Origin of the sequence: Mycobacterium conspicuum (assembly GCF_010730195.1) — a bacterium.
Lineage (GTDB): Bacteria > Actinomycetota > Actinomycetes > Mycobacteriales > Mycobacteriaceae > Mycobacterium > Mycobacterium conspicuum.
In genome coordinates this window covers 2,315,562-2,337,482 of record NZ_AP022613.1, presented here as the reverse complement: position 1 = coordinate 2,337,482, position 21,921 = coordinate 2,315,562, and the positions used below count along the sequence as shown (strand labels likewise).

General features: G+C 65.8%; 13 protein-coding genes. 10 read left to right on the top strand and 3 right to left on the bottom strand.

All coding sequences use genetic code 11. The features are described from left to right. Positions 1 to 82: 82 nt before the first annotated feature. Positions 83 to 1,369 (bottom strand): glycosyltransferase, encoded by a 1,287-nt coding sequence (locus tag G6N66_RS11245; protein ID WP_085235294.1) that lies wholly within the window; start codon positions 1,367 to 1,369, stop codon positions 83 to 85. A gap of 402 nt (positions 1,370 to 1,771) precedes the next feature. On the opposite strand from G6N66_RS11245, the gene G6N66_RS11240 reads away from it, so the two are divergent. From G6N66_RS11240 to G6N66_RS11225, 4 genes are all read left to right on the top strand, one after another. After that, positions 1,772 to 2,188 carry an MmpS family transport accessory protein gene (locus G6N66_RS11240; RefSeq protein ID WP_085235293.1) on the top strand — a complete coding sequence of 139 codons (417 nt, stop codon included), beginning with the start codon at positions 1,772 to 1,774 and terminating at the stop codon, positions 2,186 to 2,188. Beyond that, positions 2,185 to 5,046 carry an MMPL/RND family transporter gene (locus G6N66_RS11235; RefSeq protein ID WP_085235256.1) on the top strand — a complete coding sequence of 954 codons (2,862 nt, stop codon included), beginning with the start codon at positions 2,185 to 2,187 and terminating at the stop codon, positions 5,044 to 5,046. The genes G6N66_RS11240 and G6N66_RS11235 overlap by 4 nt, the downstream gene beginning before the upstream one ends. Positions 5,047 to 5,183: 137 nt before the next feature. Further along, positions 5,184 to 8,099, top strand: a complete 2,916-nt coding sequence (locus G6N66_RS11230; protein WP_085235255.1) for an MMPL/RND family transporter — start codon at positions 5,184 to 5,186, stop codon at positions 8,097 to 8,099. A 69-nt stretch (positions 8,100 to 8,168) separates the two neighbouring features. After that, positions 8,169 to 9,920, top strand: coding sequence for an AMP-binding protein (locus G6N66_RS11225; RefSeq protein WP_085235254.1), 1,752 nt, complete (start codon positions 8,169 to 8,171; stop codon positions 9,918 to 9,920). On the opposite strand, the gene G6N66_RS11220 is transcribed toward G6N66_RS11225, so the two are convergent. After that, the gene (locus G6N66_RS11220) at positions 9,917 to 10,381 is read right to left on the bottom strand and encodes a YbjN domain-containing protein (protein WP_085235253.1); all 465 of its coding nucleotides are present in this window, start codon (positions 10,379 to 10,381) and stop codon (positions 9,917 to 9,919) included. The genes G6N66_RS11225 and G6N66_RS11220 overlap by 4 nt on opposite strands. Before the next feature lie 90 nt (positions 10,382 to 10,471). After that, complete coding sequence (locus G6N66_RS11215; protein WP_085235252.1) at positions 10,472 to 11,815, bottom strand: adenosylmethionine--8-amino-7-oxononanoate transaminase; 1,344 nt, start codon at positions 11,813 to 11,815, stop codon at positions 10,472 to 10,474. An 8-nt stretch (positions 11,816 to 11,823) separates the two neighbouring features. On the opposite strand from G6N66_RS11215, the gene G6N66_RS11210 reads away from it, so the two are divergent. The 6 genes from G6N66_RS11210 (at position 11,824) to treZ (ending at position 21,871) form a co-directional block, all read left to right on the top strand. Then, complete coding sequence (locus G6N66_RS11210) at positions 11,824 to 12,288, top strand: hypothetical protein (protein ID WP_085235292.1); 465 nt, start codon at positions 11,824 to 11,826, stop codon at positions 12,286 to 12,288. A 274-nt stretch (positions 12,289 to 12,562) separates the two neighbouring features. After that, positions 12,563 to 13,369 carry an NlpC/P60 family peptidoglycan-binding protein RipD gene (gene ripD, locus G6N66_RS11205; protein ID WP_085235251.1) on the top strand — a complete coding sequence of 269 codons (807 nt, stop codon included), beginning with the start codon at positions 12,563 to 12,565 and terminating at the stop codon, positions 13,367 to 13,369. Positions 13,370 to 13,463: 94 nt separating this feature from the next. Beyond that, a complete protein-coding gene (locus tag G6N66_RS11200) occupies positions 13,464 to 15,590 on the top strand; it encodes an acyltransferase family protein (protein ID WP_085235250.1) in 2,127 nt (708 codons plus the stop codon). 37 nt (positions 15,591 to 15,627) lie between these two features. Continuing rightward, entirely contained in the window at positions 15,628 to 17,832 is a 2,205-nt protein-coding gene (glgX, locus tag G6N66_RS11195; protein WP_085235249.1) for a glycogen debranching protein GlgX, read from the top strand. A 3-nt stretch (positions 17,833 to 17,835) separates the two neighbouring features. Further along, positions 17,836 to 20,133, top strand: coding sequence for a malto-oligosyltrehalose synthase (treY, locus tag G6N66_RS11190; RefSeq protein ID WP_085235248.1), 2,298 nt, complete (start codon positions 17,836 to 17,838; stop codon positions 20,131 to 20,133). Then, entirely contained in the window at positions 20,126 to 21,871 is a 1,746-nt protein-coding gene (gene treZ / locus G6N66_RS11185; RefSeq protein ID WP_085235291.1) for a malto-oligosyltrehalose trehalohydrolase, read from the top strand. The genes treY and treZ overlap by 8 nt, the downstream gene beginning before the upstream one ends. The last annotated feature ends 50 nt before the right edge of the window (positions 21,872 to 21,921 follow it).

Genomic DNA, 21,921 nt, shown 5'->3' with positions numbered 1-21,921 from the left:
TGGGTCCAACAGGTTCTAAACCATACTTGCTGGGTGTCATGCCGGTCAGGCGAATCCGTATTTGGTGCGCTGGCGCAGGCGATCAGCCGACGCGCTCGAGGCGCGCGAAGCTCTCCAGCAGATCGGCGGCGGCCGCGACGCTTTGGGCAGGGTTGGTCATCCGGGCGGCGATCTCGCGGGCTCGGGCGGCGTACCGCGGAGCGAGGATGGTTCGCAGGTCCGCGACCAATGATTTCTCGGTAGCGCTCGAAAAGCGCCGCGCGGTACCGACTTTCAGCCGCTTCACCGCGGCCCCCCATACCACCTGAACGTCGGCCATCCAGAGGATCAGCGTGGGGACTCCGGCGCGCAGGCTCGCGGCCGTGGTGCCCGCACCACCGTGGTGCACGACCGCACGACAGGCCGGAAAGACTGTCGCGTAATTCATCGCGCCCACCACCTTGACGTGGTCGAAATCCGGGACGGCGCTGAAATCAGACGCCGCGGCGCAAATCAGCGCCCGTTCACCGAGCTGGGCGCAGGCCCTGCCGATCATGGCGATCGTGTCGGCGGCGGATTCGACCGGGATGCTGCCAAAGCCGAAGAAAATCGGTGGCGTGCCCGCGGCTATCCAGGAGGCGACCTCCTCGTCGGCGTCGGTCGGCGATTCCATTGTCAGCGTGCCGACGAACGGCCTATTGAGGGGCCGTTTAGCGCGCCCGGCTGAGTTCGCCCATTCGGCCGCCAACCCGGGGAAACAGACCTCGTCGTAGGCCTGGATCTCCAGCGCTCGGCGTTCCGCGATGCGCCGCGGAGCGGGACCGGTGGCCTTGGGCAGCCCCAATTCCCGGCGCTGCGCGGCCTCGACCTTTCTCACCCCACGCCAAACCAGCCACTCGTAGACCCGCATCGCCGAGCGGATCAGCGCCGGCGGCAGCGTCGGAACGAGGTGGCCATTGACGCGGATCGGGAACCACAGCAGCGTGGCCAGCGGGAGGCCGCGATACTCAGCGACGCTGGCGGCCAGCTCCTGGTAACTCATGCCGGTCAACAGCAGGTCGGCCCCGTCCGTGAGCGAGGTCAGCGTCGTGCTCATCTCCGCCCAACACCGCGTGCCGGGTTCCCGCGATTCGCGCAAAAACGCGCGCACATCACGGATCCGCCAGAAGTTGCGGAAGAAATACGCCCAGAAGTCGCGCGTCGACTCCAGCCAGGCCGCGACATCGGGCCCGTACTTGACCGCCTCGAGCCCGGCCGCCTCGGCGAAGCCGACCAGGTCCGGCGAGACGGCCATGGAGACCTCGTGTCCGCGCCGCCGCAACTCTCGGCCGACGGCCACGCCGGGCTCGACGTCGCCGCGAGTTCCATAGAACGCCAGCACGAATCTCATCGCGTGATCCTGGTCCTTCACTTCCGGCGCCTTCTGCGAAATGAAAGCGGCAGACCGCGTCCCCCAGCTCAGCCGCCCAGCAGCATAGCCCGACGCCACACTGAGAAGTTCCTTAATTCCCAGACGAATCCCGGACGGCGCAGGTGAGCCTCCATTATGGTTTGCATCCGTAATTAAACTCGTGTCGGCTAGGGTGGTGCGGTGGTCTGGGGCAGTGTGGGGGATGTCGAGTCGGCGCGCTCCGATATCGACGTTGTGAACAGCCACGATGCCGGCCAACCCGACCGCCCCCGACGCGTTGCGTTCCGGCGCGCTGCTCGCCCTTCATCTGCACCCCGAGTAGAAGATGGACAAACGTATGGAAAGAGACGCCGAAATCCGGGACTTGTGATTTTCCGCGTCCTGAAGCGGTTATGGATCCCGCTGGTCGTGCTCGCGGTGGTCGCCGTCGGCGGATTAACTGTTTCCCGGCTGCACGGCCTCTTCGGTTCCGAAAAAGGCATTTCGTACGGCGACACCAGAGTCGACAACAAACCTTATAACCCGCAGCATCTGAGATACGAAGTCTTCGGACCGCCGGGCACCGTGGCCTTGATCAGCTATTACGACGAAAACGGCACCCCACAGCATGTTGAAGGGGCAAATCTGCCGTGGGCAATGGAGTTTCCCGTCACGGGCGCGATGGGCCTCGGCAGCGTCGCGGCGCAGGGCGACACTGACAGCATCGGTTGCCGGATCCTGATGGATGGCGTGGTCAAGTCCGAGAAAATCACTCACGAGGTGAGCGCCTTTACCTCCTGCATGCTGAAAGCCTCATGAGCAACCATCAGCTGCGGCAGGGCCGGCCATTCGTGGCGCGGACGATACGCCGGTTTTCGGTGCTCATCATTTTGGCGTGGTTGGCGATCATCGGTGTCCTGAATTTCTGCGTGCCCCCGCTAGAACAGGTCGAGCACGAGCACGCGGTCACCCTGTCCCCCAGCGACGCGCCATCCGTCACGGCATCAAAGCGGTTGGACGAGGACTTCAAGGTCGCGAATGAAGGGGGTGGCGGCGGCGTCGCGTCGATCGTCTTGGAGGGTCAGCAACCTCTCGGCGACGACGCCCACAGATACTACGATCGCCTGATTGCGCAGCTCAAAGACGACACCAAGCACGTGCAACGCATCCAGGACTGGTGGGGCGATGAGCTAACCAGACACGCCGCGCAAAGCTCCGACGGCAAGGCGGCCTATGTCCAGGTGATCCTCACCGCGGGCAACGAATCGGTCGAAGCCGTGCAGCGTATCGTCGCACGGACACCGGCACCGCCGGGTGTCAAAGCGTTTGTCACCGGGCCCGCAGCGATCAACGCCGATATGAGCCACAGTGGCGACAGGACGGTCGCCACGATCACGCTGGCCAGCCTCGCGGTGATCTTCATTATGTTGCTTCTCGTCTACCGTTCGCTCATCACCGTCATTCTGCTGTTGGTGGTGGTCGGCATCGAATTGCAACTGGCCCGCGGAATCGTTGCTTTCATCGGCCATCTCGGAATGATCGGCCTGACCACCTTCGCCGTGAATCTGCTGGTATCCCTGGTGATCGCGGCGGGGACCGACTACGGGATCTTTTTCGTTGGCCGGTATCAGGAGGCGCGCCAGGCCGGCGCGGACAGGGAAGCGGCCTACTACACCGCGTACCACGGGGTCACCAAGGTCGTGGTGGCCTCGGGTCTGACCATTGCCGGAGCACTGTTCTGCCTGATCTTCACCCGGCTACCGTCGTTCTATCTGCTGGCCATCCCTTGCGCGGTGGGCGTGCTGGTCGCGGTCGCGGTCGCAGTCACGCTTATTCCGGCGGTTCTGACCGTGGGCGGCCGTTTCGGTCTGCTCGATCCGAAGCGGAGAATCCATGCTGGCATATGGCGGCGGGTAGGCACGGCGATCGTTCGGTGGCCCGCCCCGATACTCATCGCGACGTTGGCGGTCACCCTGGTCGGGCTATTGACGCTGCCGGGCTACCGGCCCAGCTACAACGACCAGCAGTTCATTCCGAAGGATATCCCCGGAAATTTGGGGTATGAGGCCGCAGCCCGACACTTCCCCCCGTCGGCAATGATGGCGCCCGAGCTCCTGTTGGTGGAGACCAATCACGATCTGCGCGATCCCGCCGATTTTCTGGTGCTGGAAAAACTGACCAAGGCCGTCCTCGCCGTGCCGGGAGTTGCGACGGTTCAGTCCGTAACTCGGCCCGAGGGGACCCCGATCCAGCACACCTCGATACCGTACATGCTCAGCATGCAGGCGGCCGGCCAGCAGCAATTCCTGGTCTTCCAGCGGGCGCGGATGAATGACCTGCTCAAGCAGGTCGACTTGATCACCGAGGCGATCAACACCACTCAGCGGCTGTATGAAATTACGAAGCAAATGGTCGCCACGACGCACGATATCGCCGTCAACACCCACGAAGTCCAGGATCTCACGAATGACCTGCGGGATAACGTCTCGGATTTCGAGGATTTCTTTCGGCCCATCCGCGCCTACTTCTACTGGGAAAAGCACTGCTACGACATCCCCGTTTGTTTGGCGCTGAGAAGCGTATTCGATTCGCTGGATGGTGTTGATTCGCTTGCCGACAAGCTGAAGGACCTGGTGGCAGACATCGACAAGATCGACTTGCTCCTGCCGGAGGTGCTCGCCCAACTCCCGGAAACGATCGCGATTATGCAGGAATCGCGGACCATGCTGCTTACCATGCACAGCACGATGTCCGGGACCCTCGGGGACATGGGCGACGATAGCGGTAATGCGACCGCCTTGGGGAAGGCGTTCGACAACTCCAAGAACGACGATTCTTTCTACCTGCCGCCGGAAGTGTTGAAAAACAAGAACTTCCAACGAGTCATGAATCTGTTCTTGTCGCCCGACGGCAAGGACCTCCGAATCCTCATTCTGCAAAAGGGCGACCCGGCGTCGACGGACGGCATTTCGCGTGTCGACGCAATCAAGAGCGCGGCCGGGGAGGCGCTCAAGGGAACCCCGCTGGAAGACGCCAAGATTTACCTCACCGGGACCGCGGCGGGGACCAAGGACTTGGTGCAGGGCTCCACGTACGATCTCATGATCGCGGGAGTCGCCGCGCTGTGCCTCATCTTCATCGTCATGCTGATCATGACACGCAGTTTTGTTGCGGCGCTGGTTATCGTCGGCACCGTATTGCTTTCGCTGGGCGCGTCATTCGGGCTCTCCGTGTTCGCGTGGCAGGATTTGCTCGGCATACAAATTCACTGGTCCGTGCTCGTTATGTCGGTGATCGTCCTTTTGGCGGTAGGCGCTGACTATAATTTGCTGCTGGTAGCGCGAATGAAAGAAGAAATAGGCGCCGGTATTAACACCGGCATCATTCGCGCCATGGGTGGCACTGGCAAAGTCGTGACGAACGCGGGTCTGGTGTTCGCGTTCACCATGGCGTCCATGCTGGTCAGCGATCTGCGCACCATCGGCCAGGTGGGCACCACGATCGGTCTGGGTTTGCTGTTCGACACGCTGGTGGTGCGCGCGTTCATGACGCCGTCGGTCGCGGCGCTGCTGGGCCGCTGGTTCTGGTGGCCGCAAAAGGTGCGCCCCCGGCCCGCGAGTTCCATGCTGCGACCCACCGGACCCCGTCCGCTGGTGCGCGCCCTGTTGCTGAGATAGCGCGGGCCCGTGGCTAATTTCCAATTCAGGACGGCACCGGCAACCGTGGGGAGCATCGTGGCGCAGGGCGACAGCGAACGCACTGGCCGCGCGACGCACGGCGCGGGCGCCTTTACTGTCTGTCCGTTGCAGGCCACATGAGCACCGAACGCCCGCAACCGCCCTTTATCGCGCGGACGATCCGCAGGCTTTCCATTCCCATCATTTTGGGGTGGGTGGCTTTGACGCTGGCGGTGACGTTTCTGGTGCCCCCGCTAGAGCGGGTCGGTGAAGAGCATTCCGTACCCTTGGCCCCTCAAGATGCGCCGTCGGTGCAGGCCATGGTGGGCATGGGCAAGGCGTTCCAGGAGTCCGATTCGGACAGTTTCGCGATGATCGTGCTGGAAGGGCAGCAGGAGCTCGGGGAGGACGCTCGTACCTACTACCGCAAATTGGTGCGTGCGCTGAGAAATGACCCACGCCATGTCGAACACGTGCAGGATTTGTGGGGAGATCGTGTCACGGCGGCGGGCGTACAGAGCCCCGACGGCAAGGCCACCTATGTGCAGTTGAACCTGGCCGGCAACCAGGGCACCACCCTGGCCCAGGAATCCGTGACGGCGGTCCGGCAGATCATCAAGCAGACGCCGCCCCCTCCCGGGGTCAAGGTGTATCTCACCGGCCCGGCCGCGCTCATTCCGGACATGGTGCGCAGCGGTAACGACTCCCTGCTGAAGATGACCGTGATAGCCGGCGTGATCATCTTCGTGGTTTTGCTGTTCGTCTACCGTTCGGTGGCCACCGTGATCCTGCTGGTGATCGGGGTGGGCGTCGAAGTGGGTTCGGCCCGGGGAATCATAGCGTTCCTCGGCGATCACAACGTCGTGGTGCTGTCGACGTTCGCCATCAATCTGCTGGTGGCGCTCTCGATGGCGGCCGGGACCGACTACGGGATCTTTCTCTTTGGTCGTTATCAGGAGGCCCGCCAGGCCGGCGAAGACCCCGAGACGGCCTACTACACCACCTATCGCGGGGTCGCTCCCGTCGTCTTGGGCTCCGGTTTGACGATCGCCGGCGCGATGTTGTGCCTGAGCGCGACCCGGATGCCCATTTTCCAGACCATCGGTGTGCCGTGCGCGGTGGGCATGCTCGTCGCGGTCGCGGTCGCGCTCACGCTGGTCCCGGCGGTCCTGACCACCGGCAGTCACTTCGGGTTGTGCGACCCCAGGCGCAAGCTCGCGCAACAGCGGTGGCGTGGGATCGGGACCGCGATCGTCCGCTGGCCCGCGCCCATTCTCGTGACGACGTTGGCGATCGCGCTGATCGGCCTGGTGACGCTGCCGGGCTACAAGACGAGCTACGACGACCGGCCCTATCTACCCAAAGACCTGCCGGCTAATTTGGGCTTTGCGGCCGCCGATCGCCATTTCTCGCAATCGCGAATGTTGCCCGACATTCTCATGATTCAAGCGGACCACGATATGCGTAACCCGTCGGATTTCCTGGTGCTGCACAGATTAGCCAAGGCGATATTCCGGGTTCCCGGCATCTCTCGGGTGCAGGGCATCACTCGGCCCGAGGGAACACCGATTGAGCACACTTCGATACCTTTCCTGATCAGCATGCAAAACGCGGCGATGCTCAAAAATATTGAGCTCATCAAGCCCCGCATCAACGACATGCTCAGGCAGGCCGACGCAATGTCTAAGCAAATCGCGATACTCAAGCACATGTACGCCCTGCAGCAGCAGATCACTGACATTGCCCACCACACGGTCGGCCTGGCGATCGAGGTGGAAAGCCTCGTGGACGAGGTGGAAAACCACCTCATGGATTTCGACGACTTCTTCAGGCCAATTCGAAGTTACTTCTACTGGGAAAAGCACTGCTACGACATTCCCATTTGCTGGGCGATCAGATCCATATTTGAGCTATTCGATGGCCTCGATAAGATGCACGATAAATTGCACGACATGATTAAAGACGCGGTGAAGTTGGATGGGCTGACGGCGCAGCTGCTCACGGTGACCCCGAAGCTGATCGAAATCGCTGAGGCCACGCGGGCCGCGATATTGACCAACCACAGCACCATGGCCGGGCTCTTCGGCGAGCTGGACGGGATGAACCAAAACGCCACCGCCATGGGGCAGGCGTTCGACGCGGCAAAGAATGACGATACCTTTTTCCTGCCGCCCGAGGTCTTTAACAACACGGACTTCAAGCGCGCGATGGCGTCGTTCATCTCGCCGGACGGGAAAGCGGCCCGATTCATCATTTCGCATAGTGGCGATCCCGCCACGCCCGAGGGTATAGCGCGGATCAAGCCGATCAGGACGGCGGCCGAAGAAGCGCTCAAGACGACGCCTTTGGAGAACGCCAAGATTTCTCTCGCCGGCGCCGCGTCGACCTACAAGGACTTCGACGACGGCTCCCGATACGACCTCTGGATCGCGCTCGTTGGTGCGCTTTGCCTCATTTTCGTCATTATGCTTGCCCTCACCCGAAGTTTTGTGGCTGCCATGGTCATCGTGGGTACGGTGGTGCTTTCCTTGGGCGCATCATTTGGGCTGTCGGTGCTGGCGTGGCAGTACATTCTGGGCATCAAATTGCACTGGATGGTGCTTCCGATGTCCGTGATCGTCCTATTGGCCGTGGGATCTGACTACAACTTGCTTCTGGTAGCCCGGATGAAAGAGGAAATCGCCGCCGGCATAAACACCGGCATCATTCGCGCCATGGGCGGCACCGGGAAGGTCGTGACAAATGCGGGCCTGGTGTTCGCCTTCACCATGGCCTCGATGATCTTCAGCGATTTGCGGGTCATCGGCCAGCTCGGGACCACCATCGGCCTGGGCCTGATGTTCGACACCTTGGTCGTGCGCTCGTTCATGACCCCGTCAATTGCCGCACTGCTCGGCCGTTGGTTCTGGTGGCCGCAAACGGTCCGACCGCGCCCCGCCAGTTTCATGCTTCGGTCGGCACCGCCGCGCGCGGTGGTGCGCGCCTTGCTGTACAAGGAGGAGCACCGCGGCGACGACGCGGCCACCGTCGAGTTCCCCAGGCTCTCCGTCTAGCCCGAGCGCACGCACAGCGGGTTTGCACTAACGTCAATACGCCGCTCGCTTTGAAGTAATCTGACGGCCGTGCTTGAGACATCCCTGCCAAAGCTGCTGCGCGAGCGCGCCACTCGACAACCCGACGACACGGCGTTCACGTTCATCGACTACGAGAAGGACATGGACGGCGTCGCGGAAAGCGTGACCTGGCCGCAGTTGTATCGGCGAGTGCTGAATGTCGCGCGCGAGCTTCGACTGTGCGCCTCCCCCGGTGACCGCGCCGTGATTTTGGCGCCCCAAAGCCTCGACTACATCGTCGCCTTCCTGGGCGCGCTGCAGGCCGGGGTCATCGCGGTTCCGCTTTCGGTCCCGATGGGCGGCGTCGCCGATGAGCGCGTCGATTCGGTGCTGCGCGACGCGGAGCCGGTCGCCATTCTCACGACGTCCGCCGTCGTGGGGCACATCGCGTCGCACATCGCGCCTCAGCCCGGCGAATCCGCGCCGTCGATCATCGAGGTTGATTTGCTGGATTTGGATGCGCCAGCACAATTCGATGCCGGCGAAGACGCGTACGCCGGTTATCCGAACACCGCGTATTTGCAATACACGTCCGGCTCGACCCGACGGCCCGCCGGCGTGATGGTTTCCTACGAAAACATTCGGATCAATTACGACTTGACGATGCGCGGCTTTTTTCAGCGCAGCGCGGGCGTCACCCCGCCGGAACACACGATTGTGCTGTGGCTGCCGTTCTATCACGACCTGGGCCTGATCATGGGTGTCTGCACGCCGGTCCTCGAGGGCTGCCGCGCGGTGCTCACCAGCCCGGTGTCCTTCCTGCAGCGTCCGGCCCGGTGGATGCAAATGCTCGCGTCCTATCCCGACGCATCCAGCGGCGCGCCCAACTTCGCGTTCGAGTTGGCACTACGCAAGATATCCGACGACGACATGGCCGGATACGACCTCGGCAGGGTGTCGACCCTGATCAGCGGCGCCGAGCGGGTCCGTCCCGACACCGTCAAACGCTTTGCCGAGCGGTTCGCGCGCTTCAACCTTCCGGCCGCCGCGCTTCGGCCGACGTACGGGCTCGCGGAATCGACGTTGTACGTCGCGACCACCACCCAGGGTCAACCCCCGAAGGTCGTCGATTTCGAGTCCGGCAAGCTTTCCGTCGGCCAGGCCCAGCGCTGCGCCAACGGCACCGGCACCGCCCTGGTCAGCTATCAGGCAGTGCAGGCACCGACCGTGCGGATCGTCGACCCCGACACCCACGCCGAATGCTCGGAGGGCAGCACCGGCGAGATTTGGGTGCACGGCGGCAACGTCTGCCTTGGCTATTGGCGAAAACTCGACGAAACCGAGCGCACGTTCCGCGCCACCATCCTGGAACCGTCGGCCGGCACCCCCGAAGGCCCCTGGCTGCGCACCGGCGACCTGGGCTTCCTGTCCGACGGCGAGCTGTTCATCGTCGGCCGCATCAAGGATCTTTTGATCGTGTACGGGCGCAACCACGCGGCCGAAGACATCGAGGCCACGGTCCAAGAGATCACCGCCGGCCGCGTCGTGGCGATCACCGTTCCCCGTGACGGCATGGAGCAGCTCGTCGTCATCGCGGAGGTCAAGGCGCGGGGCAACTCGGCCGAGGATGCGGCGCACCGGTTCGCCGCGCTCAAGCGCGACGTGACCTCGGCGATCTCGACGTCACACGGCCTCGGCGTCGCCGATCTGGTATTGGTGTCGCCCGGTTCGATACCGATCACCACCAGCGGCAAGCTGCGGCGCGCGGCGTGCGTCGACCAGTACCAGCGTGACGAGTTTGTCCGGGTGGACGGGGCCTAACCGACCTCGCGCAGCAACACCGCCGCCGACGGCCCCTGGACCGGGGCGAGTTGACCGAAGAGCTCGATCGCCGCGGCAATCGTGCGGTCGACGTGGGCGGCGAAATCCTCCGCCGAGATGTCTTCCCGGATCCACTGGGATCTGCGGGCCGAGAGACCGAGGTGCTGCGTGTCGGCGGACCCGTGCACGATCGCCGTGATTCCGCGGTTGCGCCGGTTGAAGGTGTCGGCGAACTTCGTCAGCGACGCGCGGTCGGTGACCGGGGAAAACCGCGAGGGAGTGACGTCGATCATCAGCATGTCGCCAAACGACGAGGACATCGAGAGGTGGACGTGCAGCCTGCGCGGCTGGGCGTCGACGACGCAGAAGTATTCGCCGTCATGGTCGCCCCGAAGGAACGGCAGTCCACGAGTGGACAGGTAGCGTTCGATCAGGTTCGCGCAGAGCGTCTCGCTTGTCATGGAGGAAATATTGACGGTTGCGCCTTTATGAAACCTTTGAGCGAAGCCGTCAGGGATCGAAGAATCCCCTGAGAGTTCCCTGAGCGGGCGTCAGCCCACCAACCGCGCGACGTCGACCATCGCCGAGGTGATCCGGGCGATCTCGTCCGGCGTGCAGATATACGGCGGCATCGCGTACACGAGGTTGCGGAAGGGCCGCAGCCAGACGCCGCGATCCAGCGCCGCCGGGGTGGCGACGGCCAGGTCGACGGGCCGCGCGCACTCGACGACGCCGATCGCGCCGCACACCCGGACATCGGTCACGCCGGGCAGCGCGCGGGCGGGTTCCAGCCCGGCCGCCAACCCGGCGGCGATCTCGGCGACCCGCGAGCGCCAGTCCTGGCCCAGCAGCAGCTCGATGCTGGCCACCGACACGGCGCACGCCAGCGGATTGGCCATGAAGGTGGGCCCGTGCATCAGCGCCCCCGCCTCGCCGGCGCTGATGGTGTGCGCGATTTCGGTCGTGCACAACGTGGCGGCCAAACTCAGATATCCACCGGTGAGAGCCTTGCCGACACACATGATGTCCGGGCTCACCCCGGCGTGATCGGCGGCGAACAGCTCGCCCGTGCGGCCGAAACCGGTCGCGATCTCGTCGAAGATCAGCAACACGTTCTGGCGCCGGCAGGCGTCGCGCAGGTCGGTCAGGTATCGCGGGTCGTGGAAGCGCATGCCGCCCGCGCCCTGCACGACGGGCTCGACCACCACCGCGGCCAGCTCGGCCGCGCGAAGCGCCAGCTGCGCCTCGAATGCGACGCTGTAGGCGGGGTCGTAGTCGCGCGGCACCTGCGGCGCGAACTCCTGGTGCGCCAGGATGTCGATCCACAGCGAGTGCATGCCGCCGTCCGGGTCGCAGATGCTCATCGGCGTGAACGTGTCGCCGTGGTAGCCGCCCCGCCAGGTCATCAGCCGGTGCTTGCCGGGCTCACCGCGGCTGCGCCAGTATTGCAGCGCCATCTTCACCGCGACCTCCACCGACACCGAGCCGGAGTCGCTGAAGAACACCGTCTCCAACCCGGGCGGGGTGATGTCCACCAGCAACCGCGCCAGCCTTGCGGCGGGCTGATGGGTCAGCCCGCCGAACATGACGTGGTTCATCACGCCCAGCTGGGCCGTCAGCGCCGCGTCCAGCACCGGGTGGCCGTGCCCGTGGATCGCGGTCCACCAGGAGCTCATCGCGTCAAGGACCTCGATACGGGTGCCGTCGCGCACCAGCGTCAGCCACGCTCCGCGGGCTTCGACCGCGACGACCGGAGCGACCGTTTCGGCGCCGATCGTGCTGTAGGGATGCCACACGTGTGCGGCATCGATCGCGCTGATCTGCTCGGGCGTCAACTCGGCCACGGGGTCCGACACTAGCTGTGAGTCGCAGAAAGCACGGCCATCGGGCAGCATTGGACGACGTGGCCCCCGAGCAGCAGTCCGAACATCCCCTCCCAGACCTGAAGGGCGGGGAGGTCGGGGAGGTCGATTACCCGCCGGACGCCGACGAGCCCGACCCGGGGAACCCGCCGACACTGCGGTTGCGGGTGGCCAAATGGGACCTGCTCTGCACCCTCGTGCTCACGGCGCTGCTGCTCTATCTCGCCACCGCCACCGAGTGGCCGTTCAGGCTCTACGGGTTCCTCAAAGACGTGTGCACCGGGGACAGCTGCGGGCCGGTGCCCTACGGCGTCGACATTTACATCTACCCCGTGTCCTGGGGCGGCATCGGCGCGGCGTTGGCCGCGGCCGGAATCGGGCCGTTCGTCTCCCTACTCAAGGGCTGGTACATGTCCTTCTGGCCCGTTTTGTCGCTGGCCATCGTGATGGTCAGCTCGGTGGCCGGCTCGGTATTGACGGTGTTCAGCGCGCGCTACTGGGTCTGATTCGCGCCCGCTCGCGCTGAGACCCGCATCACAAATCCGCACCTCAACGCGGCCAAATTTGGGCACGGCAGTCACCGTCGGATCACGTTAAGACAAAAAATCCCGCCTAGGGCCCTTCGTCCCTTGCCCGCCGCAACGCATGTTGCGAGAGTTTCTGTAGTGACTGGTGTGAATAGACGGCCTCGACGCAGAGGCCATCGCGTGAGTCATAGAACCGGGGGCGGATTCGCGAAGTGACCGCGACTGAGGTCCAGACAAGAAAGAAGGAATCGAAATGAAGCGCATCTGCGGCTTCGTGATCGGTCTAGCACTGCTCCTGATGGCACCGGCGATGGTCAGCACGGCTGTGGCGACCGCCGACCCGGGTGCTCGGGCGATGGACTACCAGCAGGCCACCGACGTCGTCGTCGCGCGCGGCCTGTCGCAGCGCGGCGTGCCGTTTTCCTGGGCCGGCGGCGGTATCACCGGCCCCACCCTGGGCAAGGGCACCGGCGCGACCACCGTCGGGTTCGACGCCTCGGGCCTAATGCAGTACGCCTACGCCGGCGCCGGGATCAAGCTGCCGCGTTCCTCCGGCGAGTTGTACCGGGTCGGCCAGAAGATCCTGCCGCAGCAGGCCCGCCGCGGCGACCTGATCTTCTACGGCCCCGAAGGTACCCAAAGCGTGGCGATGTACCTGGGGAACAACCAGATGCTCGAGGTGGGCGACGTGGTCCAGGTGTCGCCGGTGCGCGCCAACGGCATGACCCCCTACCTGGTCCGGGTGCTCGGGGTCCAGCAGACGCCTTACCAACCAGCACCGCAGCAGCTGCCGCAGCAGGCGCCGGTCCAGCAGGCCCCGCTGCAGCAGCAGAGCCAGTTGCAGCAGGTCCCGACGCAGCAGGCCCCGCTGCAGCAGGCCCCGGTCCAGCAGGTGCCGACGCAGCAGGCCCCGGTGCAGCAGGCGCCGGTCCAGCAGGTGCCGACGCAGCAGGCGCCGGTCCAGCAGGCGCCGTTGCAGCAAATGCCGCTGCAGCTGCCCACGCCGGCGCCGGTGCAGCAGATCCCCGCGCAGCCGTCACCGTTCGGCCCCACGCAGTAACCCTTCCCGGGTTCCGAACACCCGCCACCTGCTCCCCCGCCGCGCCGCGCGCGGGATGAGCAGGTGGCGGTTTTCGGTAAATTGGCGGTCGATCATGGGAAATCCCGCACCGCCTAGTCGCCCGTCCGCCACGTCGACGCTGGGGTTCTACCGTTACGACCTCGACGGCCTGCGCGGCGTCGCGATCGCACTGGTGGCCATGTTCCACGTGTGGTTCGGTCGGGTTTCCGGCGGTGTGGACGTGTTCCTGGCGCTGTCCGGATTCTTCTTCGGCGGCAAGGTCCTGCGCGCCGCCCTCGATCCGACCCTGCGGCTGTCACCGGTCGCCGAGACGATCCGGCTGGTCCGGCGCCTGGTCCCAGCCCTGGTGGTCGTCCTGGCCGCGTGCGCGCTGCTCACCTTCCTGGTGCAGCCGCAGACCCGCTGGGAGACGTTCGCCGACCAGAGCCTGGCCAGCCTGGGTTACTACCAGAACTGGGAACTGGCCAGCACCGCGTCCAACTACCTGCGTGCGGGCGAGGCCGTCACCCCGCTGCAGCACATCTGGTCCATGTCGGTGCAGGGCCAGTTCTATCTCGCCTTCCTGCTGCTGGTCGCCGGGTTCGCTGCCGCGCTGCGCCGACCGCTGCGCGCCCACCTGCGCCGTGCGTTCGTCGTGTTGCTGAGCGTGTTGACCCTCGCGTCGTTCGTCTACGCGATCATCGCCACGCACGCCGACCAGACCACCGCGTACTACAACAGCTTCGCGCGCGCGTGGGAGCTGCTGCTGGGAGTGCTGGTCGGTGCGCTGGTGCCCTACGTGCGCTGGCCGATGTGGCTGCGCACGGCCGCGGCCACGGTCGCGCTGGCGGCGATCCTGTTGTGCGGGTTCTTCATTGACGGCGTCAACGAATTCCCCGGCCCGTGGGCCCTGGTGCCGGTGGGCGCCACCATGCTGATGATCCTGGCCGGCACCAACGTGACCGACACGGCCGAACTGCCGCCGCCGAATCGGCTGTTGGCGACGGCGCCGCTGGTGGCGCTGGGTGCGATGGCCTACTCGCTGTACCTGTGGCATTGGCCGCTGCTCATCTTCTGGCTGTCCTACACCGGGCACACGCACGCCACCTTTGTCGAGGGCGCGGTGATCCTGCTGGTCTCCGGGGTGCTGGCGCACCTGACCGTGCGGCTGGTCGAGGATCCGCTGCGGCTTCGAACGGCCGGCACCCGCGGCGCCCCGGTGGCGCCAGCGGTGCCCTGGCAGGCGCGGCTGCGCCGCCCGGGGATCGTGCTCGGGTCGACGGTGGCGCTGCTCGGCGTCGCGCTGACCGCGACGTCGTTCACCTGGCGTCAGCACGTCATCGTCCTGCGCGCGGCCGGCAAGGAGCTCAGCGGGCTGTCCGCCCAGGACTATCCCGGCGCGCGCGCCCTGACCGAACACGTGCGGGTGCCCGCCCTGCCGATGCGGCCCACCGTGCTGGAGGTCAAAAACGACATCCCGGACTCCACTCGCGACGGCTGCATCAGCGACTTCGTCAACCCGGCCGTGGTCAACTGCACCTACGGCGACGTGGACGCCACCCGCACGATCGCGTTGGCCGGCGGGTCGCACGCCGAACACTGGCTGCCCGCCCTGCAAATCCTGGGACAGCTGCACCACTTCAAGGTGGTCACCTACCTCAAAATGGGCTGTCCGCTGTCCACCGAAGAGGTCCCGCTCATCATGGGCAACAACGCCCCGTACCCGCAGTGCCGGGAATGGGTGCAGCGCACGATGACCAAGTTGGTCGCCGACCGCCCGGACTATCTGTTCACCACATCAACCCGGCCGTGGAACATCAAAGCCGGCGACGTGATGCCGGCGACGTACATCGGGATCTGGCAAACGTTGTCGGACAACAACATTCCCATCCTCGCCATGCGCGACACCCCGTGGCTGGTCAAGAACAACAAGCCGTTCGATCCGGCGGACTGCCTGGCCAAGGGCGGCACCGCGCAGTCATGCGCAATCAAACGTTCCGACGTGCTGTCCGATCGCAATCAGACCCTGGATTTCGTCGGGCAGTTCCCGCTGCTCAAGCCGCTTGACATGTCCGACGCCATCTGCCGCGCCGACTACTGCCGTCCGGTGGAGGGAAACGTGCTGATCTACCACGGCGCTCATCACCTGTCGCCCACCTACGTGCGCACCATGGTTCCCGAGCTCGGCGCCCAGATCGGGGCGAGCACCGGTTGGTGGTAGCGCAGCCGGGGCCGGTGCGCACCGATAAGGTCGAACGATGTCGACGAACAACTCCAACGGCGCCGACGTGACCCAGCCCGCACTGCCGACGGTATGGCCGGGCAACGCCTATCCGCTCGGGGCGACCTATGACGGTGCGGGCACGAACTTTTCGTTGTTCTCCGAGGTCGCCGAGAAGGTCGAACTGTGCCTGATCGACGACCGCGGCAATGGGGTCAGTGAGTCTCGCATCCCCCTCGACGAGGTGGACGGATATGTCTGGCACGCCTACCTGCCGAACGTCGCCCCCGGCCAGCGTTACGGCTTCCGGGTGCACGGACCGTTCGACCCCGCGGCCGGCCACCGATGTGACCCCAGCAAGCTGCTGCTCGACCCGTACGGCAAATCGTTCGACGGCGACTTCGCCTTCGGCCAGGCGCTGTTCTCCTACGACGTCAACGCCGTCGACCCCAACGGCGACACGGCGAACACCGGCACCCCCCCGATGGTCGACTCGCTGGGCCACACCATGACCAGCGTGGTCATCAATCCCTTCTTCGACTGGGCGTTCGACCGCGCACCACTGACCCCGTATCACGAGACCGTGATCTACGAGGCCCACGTCAAAGGCCTCACCCAGACCCATCCGAGCGTCCCCGAAGGACTTCGGGGCACCTACGCCGGCCTGGCCCACCCGGCGATCATCGACCACCTGAAGTCGCTCAACGTCACCGCGCTGGAGCTGATGCCGGTGCACCAGTTCATGCACGACCAGCGGCTGCTCGACCTGGGTTTGCGAAACTACTGGGGCTACAACACATTCGGCTTCTTCGCCCCGCACTACCAGTACGCGTCGAACCGGCAGGCCGGCGGCGCGGTGGCCGAATTCAAGATGATGGTGCGCAGCCTGCACGAGGCGGGCATCGAGGTCATCCTCGACGTCGTCTACAACCACACCGCCGAGGGCAACCACCTGGGCCCGACGATCAACTTCCGCGGCATCGACAACAAGGCCTACTACCGGCTGCTCGACGAGGACCAGCGGCTCTATAAGGACTTCACCGGCACCGGCAACAGCCTCAATGCCCGCCACCCGCATGTCCTGCAGCTGATCATGGACTCGCTGCGCTACTGGGTGCTCGACATGCATGTGGACGGGTTCCGGTTCGACCTGGCGTCCACGCTGGCCCGCGAGTTCTACGACGTCGACCGCCTGAGCGCGTTCTTCGATCTGGTGCAACAGGATCCGGTGGTCAGTCAGGTCAAGCTGATCGCCGAGCCGTGGGACGTCGGCGAAGGCGGCTACCAGGTCGGCAATTTTCCTGGTTTATGGACCGAGTGGAACGGGAAATACCGCGACACTGTGCGCGACTACTGGCGGGGCGAGCCCGCGACCCTTGGCGAGTTCGCTTCCCGGCTGACCGGGTCGTCGGACCTTTACGAAGTGAGCAGCCGACGCCCCAGCGCCAGCATCAACTTCGTCACCGCGCACGACGGGTTCACCCTCAACGACCTGGTGTCCTACAACGAGAAGCACAACGAGGCCAACGGCGAGGACAACCGCGACGGCGAAAGCCACAATCGGTCGTGGAATTGTGGCGTCGAGGGTCCGACCGACGACCCCGAGATCGTCGCGCTGCGCTGCCGGCAGATGCGTAACTTCTGGGCCACCCTGATGATCAGCCAGGGCACGCCGATGATCACCCACGGCGACGAGATCGGGCGCACCCAGAACGGCAACAACAACGTCTACTGCCAGGACTCCGAAATCTCTTGGATGGACTGGTCTTTGGTCGACAAGAACGCCGATCTGCTGGCGTTTGCCCGCAAGGTGACCACGTTGCGCAAGAACCATCCGGTCTTTCGCCGCCGCCGGTTCTTCGAGGGCGAGCCGATCCGCAGCGGCGACGAGGTCCGCGACATCGCCTGGCTCACGCCGGGCGGCCGGGAGATGACGCACGAGGACTGGAACGTCAGCTTTCACCACCGGTGTGTGGCGGTGTTCCTCAACGGCGACGCCATCACCGCCCCGGATGCCCGGGGCGAGCGCGTCGTCGACGACTCGTTTTTGATGTGCTTCAACGCCCACGACGAATGCGTGGAATTCGTCACCCCGCACGACGACTATGCCCAGGAGTGGACCGTGGAGCTGGACACCAACGATCCCGTCGGGCTCAGCGAAGGGGCGGACCACGTGGTGACGGCCGAAGCCACCGTCGAGGTGCCGGCGCGCTCGCTGCTCATTCTGCGTAAGACAGCCTGACACATGGCCTTTCCCGTGCTGTCGACCTACCGGCTGCAGCTGCGCGGTGCCTCCAGCGGGTTCGGATTTACCTTCGCCGACGCCGAGAACCTGGTGGATTACCTCGACGAACTCGGGGTCTCGCATCTCTACCTGTCGCCCATCATCACCGCGACCTCCGGTTCCACCCACGGGTACGACGTCACCGACCCGACGACGGTGTCGGCGGAGCTGGGCGGCCCCGAGGGCCTTGCGCGGCTGTCGGCGGCGGCGCGCGCACGCGGGCTGGGGCTGATCGTCGATATCGTGCCCAACCACGTGGGAATCGACCAGCCCCAACAGAACCCGTGGTGGTGGGACGTCCTTCGACACGGCCGATCATCGCAGTACGCGTCGTACTTCGACATCGACTGGGACTTGGCCGACGGCCGAATCGTGTTGCCGGTCTTGGGTTCCGACGATGACGTCGACGCGCTCGAGGTCGACGGCGACCTGCTGCGGTTGGGGGACCTGGCGCTGCCGCTCGCCCCGGGCACGTCCGGTGGCACCGGCGCGCAGGTGCACGACCGCCAGCACTACCGGTTGGTGGGCTGGCGCAACGGGGTGTGCGGATATCGGCGGTTCTTCTCGATCACCTCGCTGGCCGGGCTGCGCCAGGAGGACCGCGCCGTGTTCGACGCCAGTCACGCCGAGGTCGCCCGATGGTTCACCGAGGGGCTGGTCGACGGCGTGCGCATCGACCACCCCGACGGATTATCCGATCCCAGTGGCTATTTGGCATGGCTGCGCGAGTTGGTCGGCCCGGACGCCTGGATCGTGATCGAGAAGATCCTGGCCGTCGACGAGGCGCTGGAACCCACCCTTCCGGTCGCCGGAACCACCGGCTACGACGTGTTGCGCGAAGTCGGCGGGGTCTTCGTCGATCCGAACGGTGAGCCCGCGCTGACGGCGCTGGTGGAATCCGCCGGCGTGGACTATCAGGCCATGCCCGTGCTGCTCGCGCAGCTCAAGGTGCGCGCCGCCACCGACACGCTGGCCAGCGAGCTGCGCAGGCTGCGCCGCGCGATCGCGGCCGCCGCCGGCACCGACCATCCACAGCTGCCCGAGGCGGTGGCCGCACTGCTCACCCATATCGGGGTGTACCGCACCGACTACCTGGGCCTGTCCGCGACCCTGCCCGGGGCGCTAGCCGAAACCCAAACGGCCACACCGGAATTGGTACCCGCGCTGCAGGTGATCGCCGCGGCTTTGGCGGTCGGCGGCGAACCGGCCACGCGGCTGCAGCAGCTGTGCGGAGCGGTCACCGCCAAATCCGTCGAGGACTGCCTGTTCTACCGCGACGCCCGGCTGGTGTCGCTCAACGAGGTCGGCGGGGAACCGCACCGGTTCGGCGTCGGCGTCGCGGAATTCCATCAGCGCGCCGCCACCCGCGCCCGGCTGTGGCCGCAGGCGATGACCACGCTGACCACCCACGACACCAAACGCGGCGAGGACGTGCGCGCGCGCATCGGTGTGCTGTCCCAGGTGCCGTCGCTGTGGACCGAATTCCTCGCCCGCTGGGAAATCGAGGCCCCCTCCCCCGACGTCGCGACCGGACAATTCCTGTGGCAGAACATCTTCGGGGTGTGGCCGGTCAGCGGTGAAGTCACCGACACGCTCCGCGAGCGGCTGCACGGGTACACCGAAAAGGCCATCCGGGAGGCGGCCTGGCACACCTCGTGGAACGACCCGGACACCGCGTTCGAGGATGCGGTGCACTCTTGGCTGGACACCGTGCTCGACGGCCCGGTGGCCGCGGCGCTGACCGAGCTTGTCGCGCAACTCAATCCGCACGCCGCCAGCGATGCGCTGGGCCAGAAGCTCCTCGCGCTGACGGTGCCGGGCATACCCGACGTCTACCAGGGCACCGAGCTGTGGGACGACAGCCTCGTCGACCCGGACAACCGCCGAGCGGTGGCGTACCCCGCCCGCAGGGCCGCCCTGGACGCGCTGCAGCACCCCAAGATCCGGGTGGTCACTACCGCGCTTCGGCTGCGCCGTACCCACCCCGAGAGCTTCCTGCACGGCGATTATGTTCCGGTGCTTGCCGGCGGCTCGGCGGCCGATCACGTCGTGGCGTTCCGCCGCGGCCGGGACATCCTGGTCGCGGTCACCCGCTGGACGGTCCGGCTGGCCGAAACCGGTTGGGGTAACACGGTGCTGCCGTTACCCGAGGGCTCCTGGACCGACGCGCTCACCGGCGCCACGGCCGTGGGGCCGACGTCGGCGGCCGAATTGTTCGCCGAATTGCCGGTGGTGTTGTTGGTGCGTGGTCATGACTGAATTCCGCGTGTGGGCGCCCAAACCGGAGCGAGTGCGGCTCTACCTAGACGGCACAGACGGCGCCGTGCACGAGATGAGGCGTTCGGATGACGGCTGGTGGCGCGCGACGGTCGAGGCGCCGCCCGACGCCCGATACGGATACCTGCTCGACGACGACCCCACGGTGCTGCCCGATCCGCGATCGGCCCGCCAGCCCGACGGCGTGCACGAACGCTCGCAACTCTGGGACGCCGACAGCGCCACATGGACCGACACCGGCTGGTCCGGGCGACCGATCGAGGGCGCGGTGATCTACGAGCTGCACGTCGGAACCTTTACGCCGGCGGGCACATTCGACTCCGCCATCGACAAGCTGGACTACCTGGTCGAGCTGGGCGTCGACTTCGTCGAGCTGATGCCGATCAATTCGTTCTCCGGCCCTTACGGCTGGGGCTACGACGGCGTGCTGTGGTACAGCGTGCACGAACCCTACGGCGGCCCCGACGGGCTGGTGCGGTTCGTCGACGCCTGCCACGCCCGCGGCCTGGGTGTGCTGATCGACGCGGTCTTCAACCACCTGGGGCCGTCGGGAAATTACCTGCCGAAGTTCGGCCCCTACCTCTCGTCGGCGAGCAACCCCTGGGGTGAGGGCATCAACATCGCCGACGCCGACTCCGACGAGGTGCGCCGCTACATCATCGGGTGCGCGCTGCGCTGGATGCGCGACTTCCACGCCGACGGGCTGCGCCTGGACGCCGTGCACGCGCTGGTGGACACCACCGCCATCCATATCCTCGAGGAGCTGGCCGCCGAGACCGATTCGCTGTCAACGCAGTTGGGCCGCCCGCTGTCGCTGATCGCCGAGAGCGACCTCAACGACGCGCGGCTGATCACGCCGCGCGACCAAGGCGGGTATGGGCTTACCGCGCAGTGGGACGACGACATCCATCACGCCATCCACGCCGCCGTGTCCGGTGAGCGGCAGGGCTACTACGCGGACTTCGGCTCGCTGGCCAGCCTGGCACAGACGCTGCGGCACGGGTTCTTTCACGCCGGCACCTATTCGTCATTCCGGCGGCGCCGCCACGGGCGCCCACTGGACACCGCGCGGGTCCCGGCCACCAGGCTGCTCGCCTACACCTGCACCCACGATCAGGTCGGCAATCGCGCGCTCGGGGATCGCCCCTCCCAGAACCTCACCCCCGGCCAGCTGGCGATCAAGGCCGCGCTGGCCCTCGCATCCCCTTATACCGCAATGCTTTTCATGGGCGAGGAATGGGGCGCGTCGACGCCGTTCCAGTTCTTCAGTTCGCATCCCGAGCCGGAGCTGGCCCGCGCCACCGCCGAGGGACGCAAGGCCGAGTTCGCCGAGCACGGCTGGGACGCCGACGACATTCCCGATCCGCAGGATCCGGAGACCTTCCAGCGCTCCAAGCTGAACTGGGCGGAGGTCGGGACCGGCGAACACGCCCGGCTGCACCGGGTATATCGCGAGCTGATCGCGCTGCGGCACAGCGAGCCCGAGCTGGCCGACCCTTGGCTGGGCCATCTCGTCGTCGACTACGACGAGGATCAACGCTGGATCGTCGTGCGTCGCGGCCGGCTGGCGATCGCCTGCAACCTCGGCACCGAGCCGACCAGCGTGCCGGTCACCGGCGAGGTGGTGCTGGCCTTCGAGGCGCCGAACGTTGGCGGCGAGGCCACCGAGCTACCCGCCCACTCGTTCGCCCTGCTGCGGTCCCCCCGCGAGCAGACGTAAAAGCCCCGCTTTTGGGTCTGCTCGCCGGGCAGCGGCCCCACGATACGATG

Bases quoted from the DNA above. Each gene is read 5' to 3' on its own strand.
- treY (WP_085235248.1), top strand. From the start codon at position 17,836: ATGGCCTTTCCCGTGCTGTCGACCTACCGGCTGCAGCTGCGCGGTGCC.
- G6N66_RS11200 (WP_085235250.1), top strand. From the start codon at position 13,464: ATGGGAAATCCCGCACCGCCTAGTCGCCCGTCCGCCACGTCGACGCTG.
- G6N66_RS11215 (WP_085235252.1), bottom strand. From the start codon at position 11,815: ATGCTGCCCGATGGCCGTGCTTTCTGCGACTCACAGCTAGTGTCGGAC.
- G6N66_RS11235 (WP_085235256.1), top strand. From the start codon at position 2,185: ATGAGCAACCATCAGCTGCGGCAGGGCCGGCCATTCGTGGCGCGGACG.
- G6N66_RS11245 (WP_085235294.1), bottom strand. From the start codon at position 1,369: ATGAGATTCGTGCTGGCGTTCTATGGAACTCGCGGCGACGTCGAGCCC.
- G6N66_RS11230 (WP_085235255.1), top strand. From the start codon at position 5,184: ATGAGCACCGAACGCCCGCAACCGCCCTTTATCGCGCGGACGATCCGC.
- G6N66_RS11220 (WP_085235253.1), bottom strand. From the start codon at position 10,381: ATGACAAGCGAGACGCTCTGCGCGAACCTGATCGAACGCTACCTGTCC.
- glgX (WP_085235249.1), top strand. From the start codon at position 15,628: ATGTCGACGAACAACTCCAACGGCGCCGACGTGACCCAGCCCGCACTG.
- ripD (WP_085235251.1), top strand. From the start codon at position 12,563: ATGAAGCGCATCTGCGGCTTCGTGATCGGTCTAGCACTGCTCCTGATG.
- treZ (WP_085235291.1), top strand. From the start codon at position 20,126: ATGACTGAATTCCGCGTGTGGGCGCCCAAACCGGAGCGAGTGCGGCTC.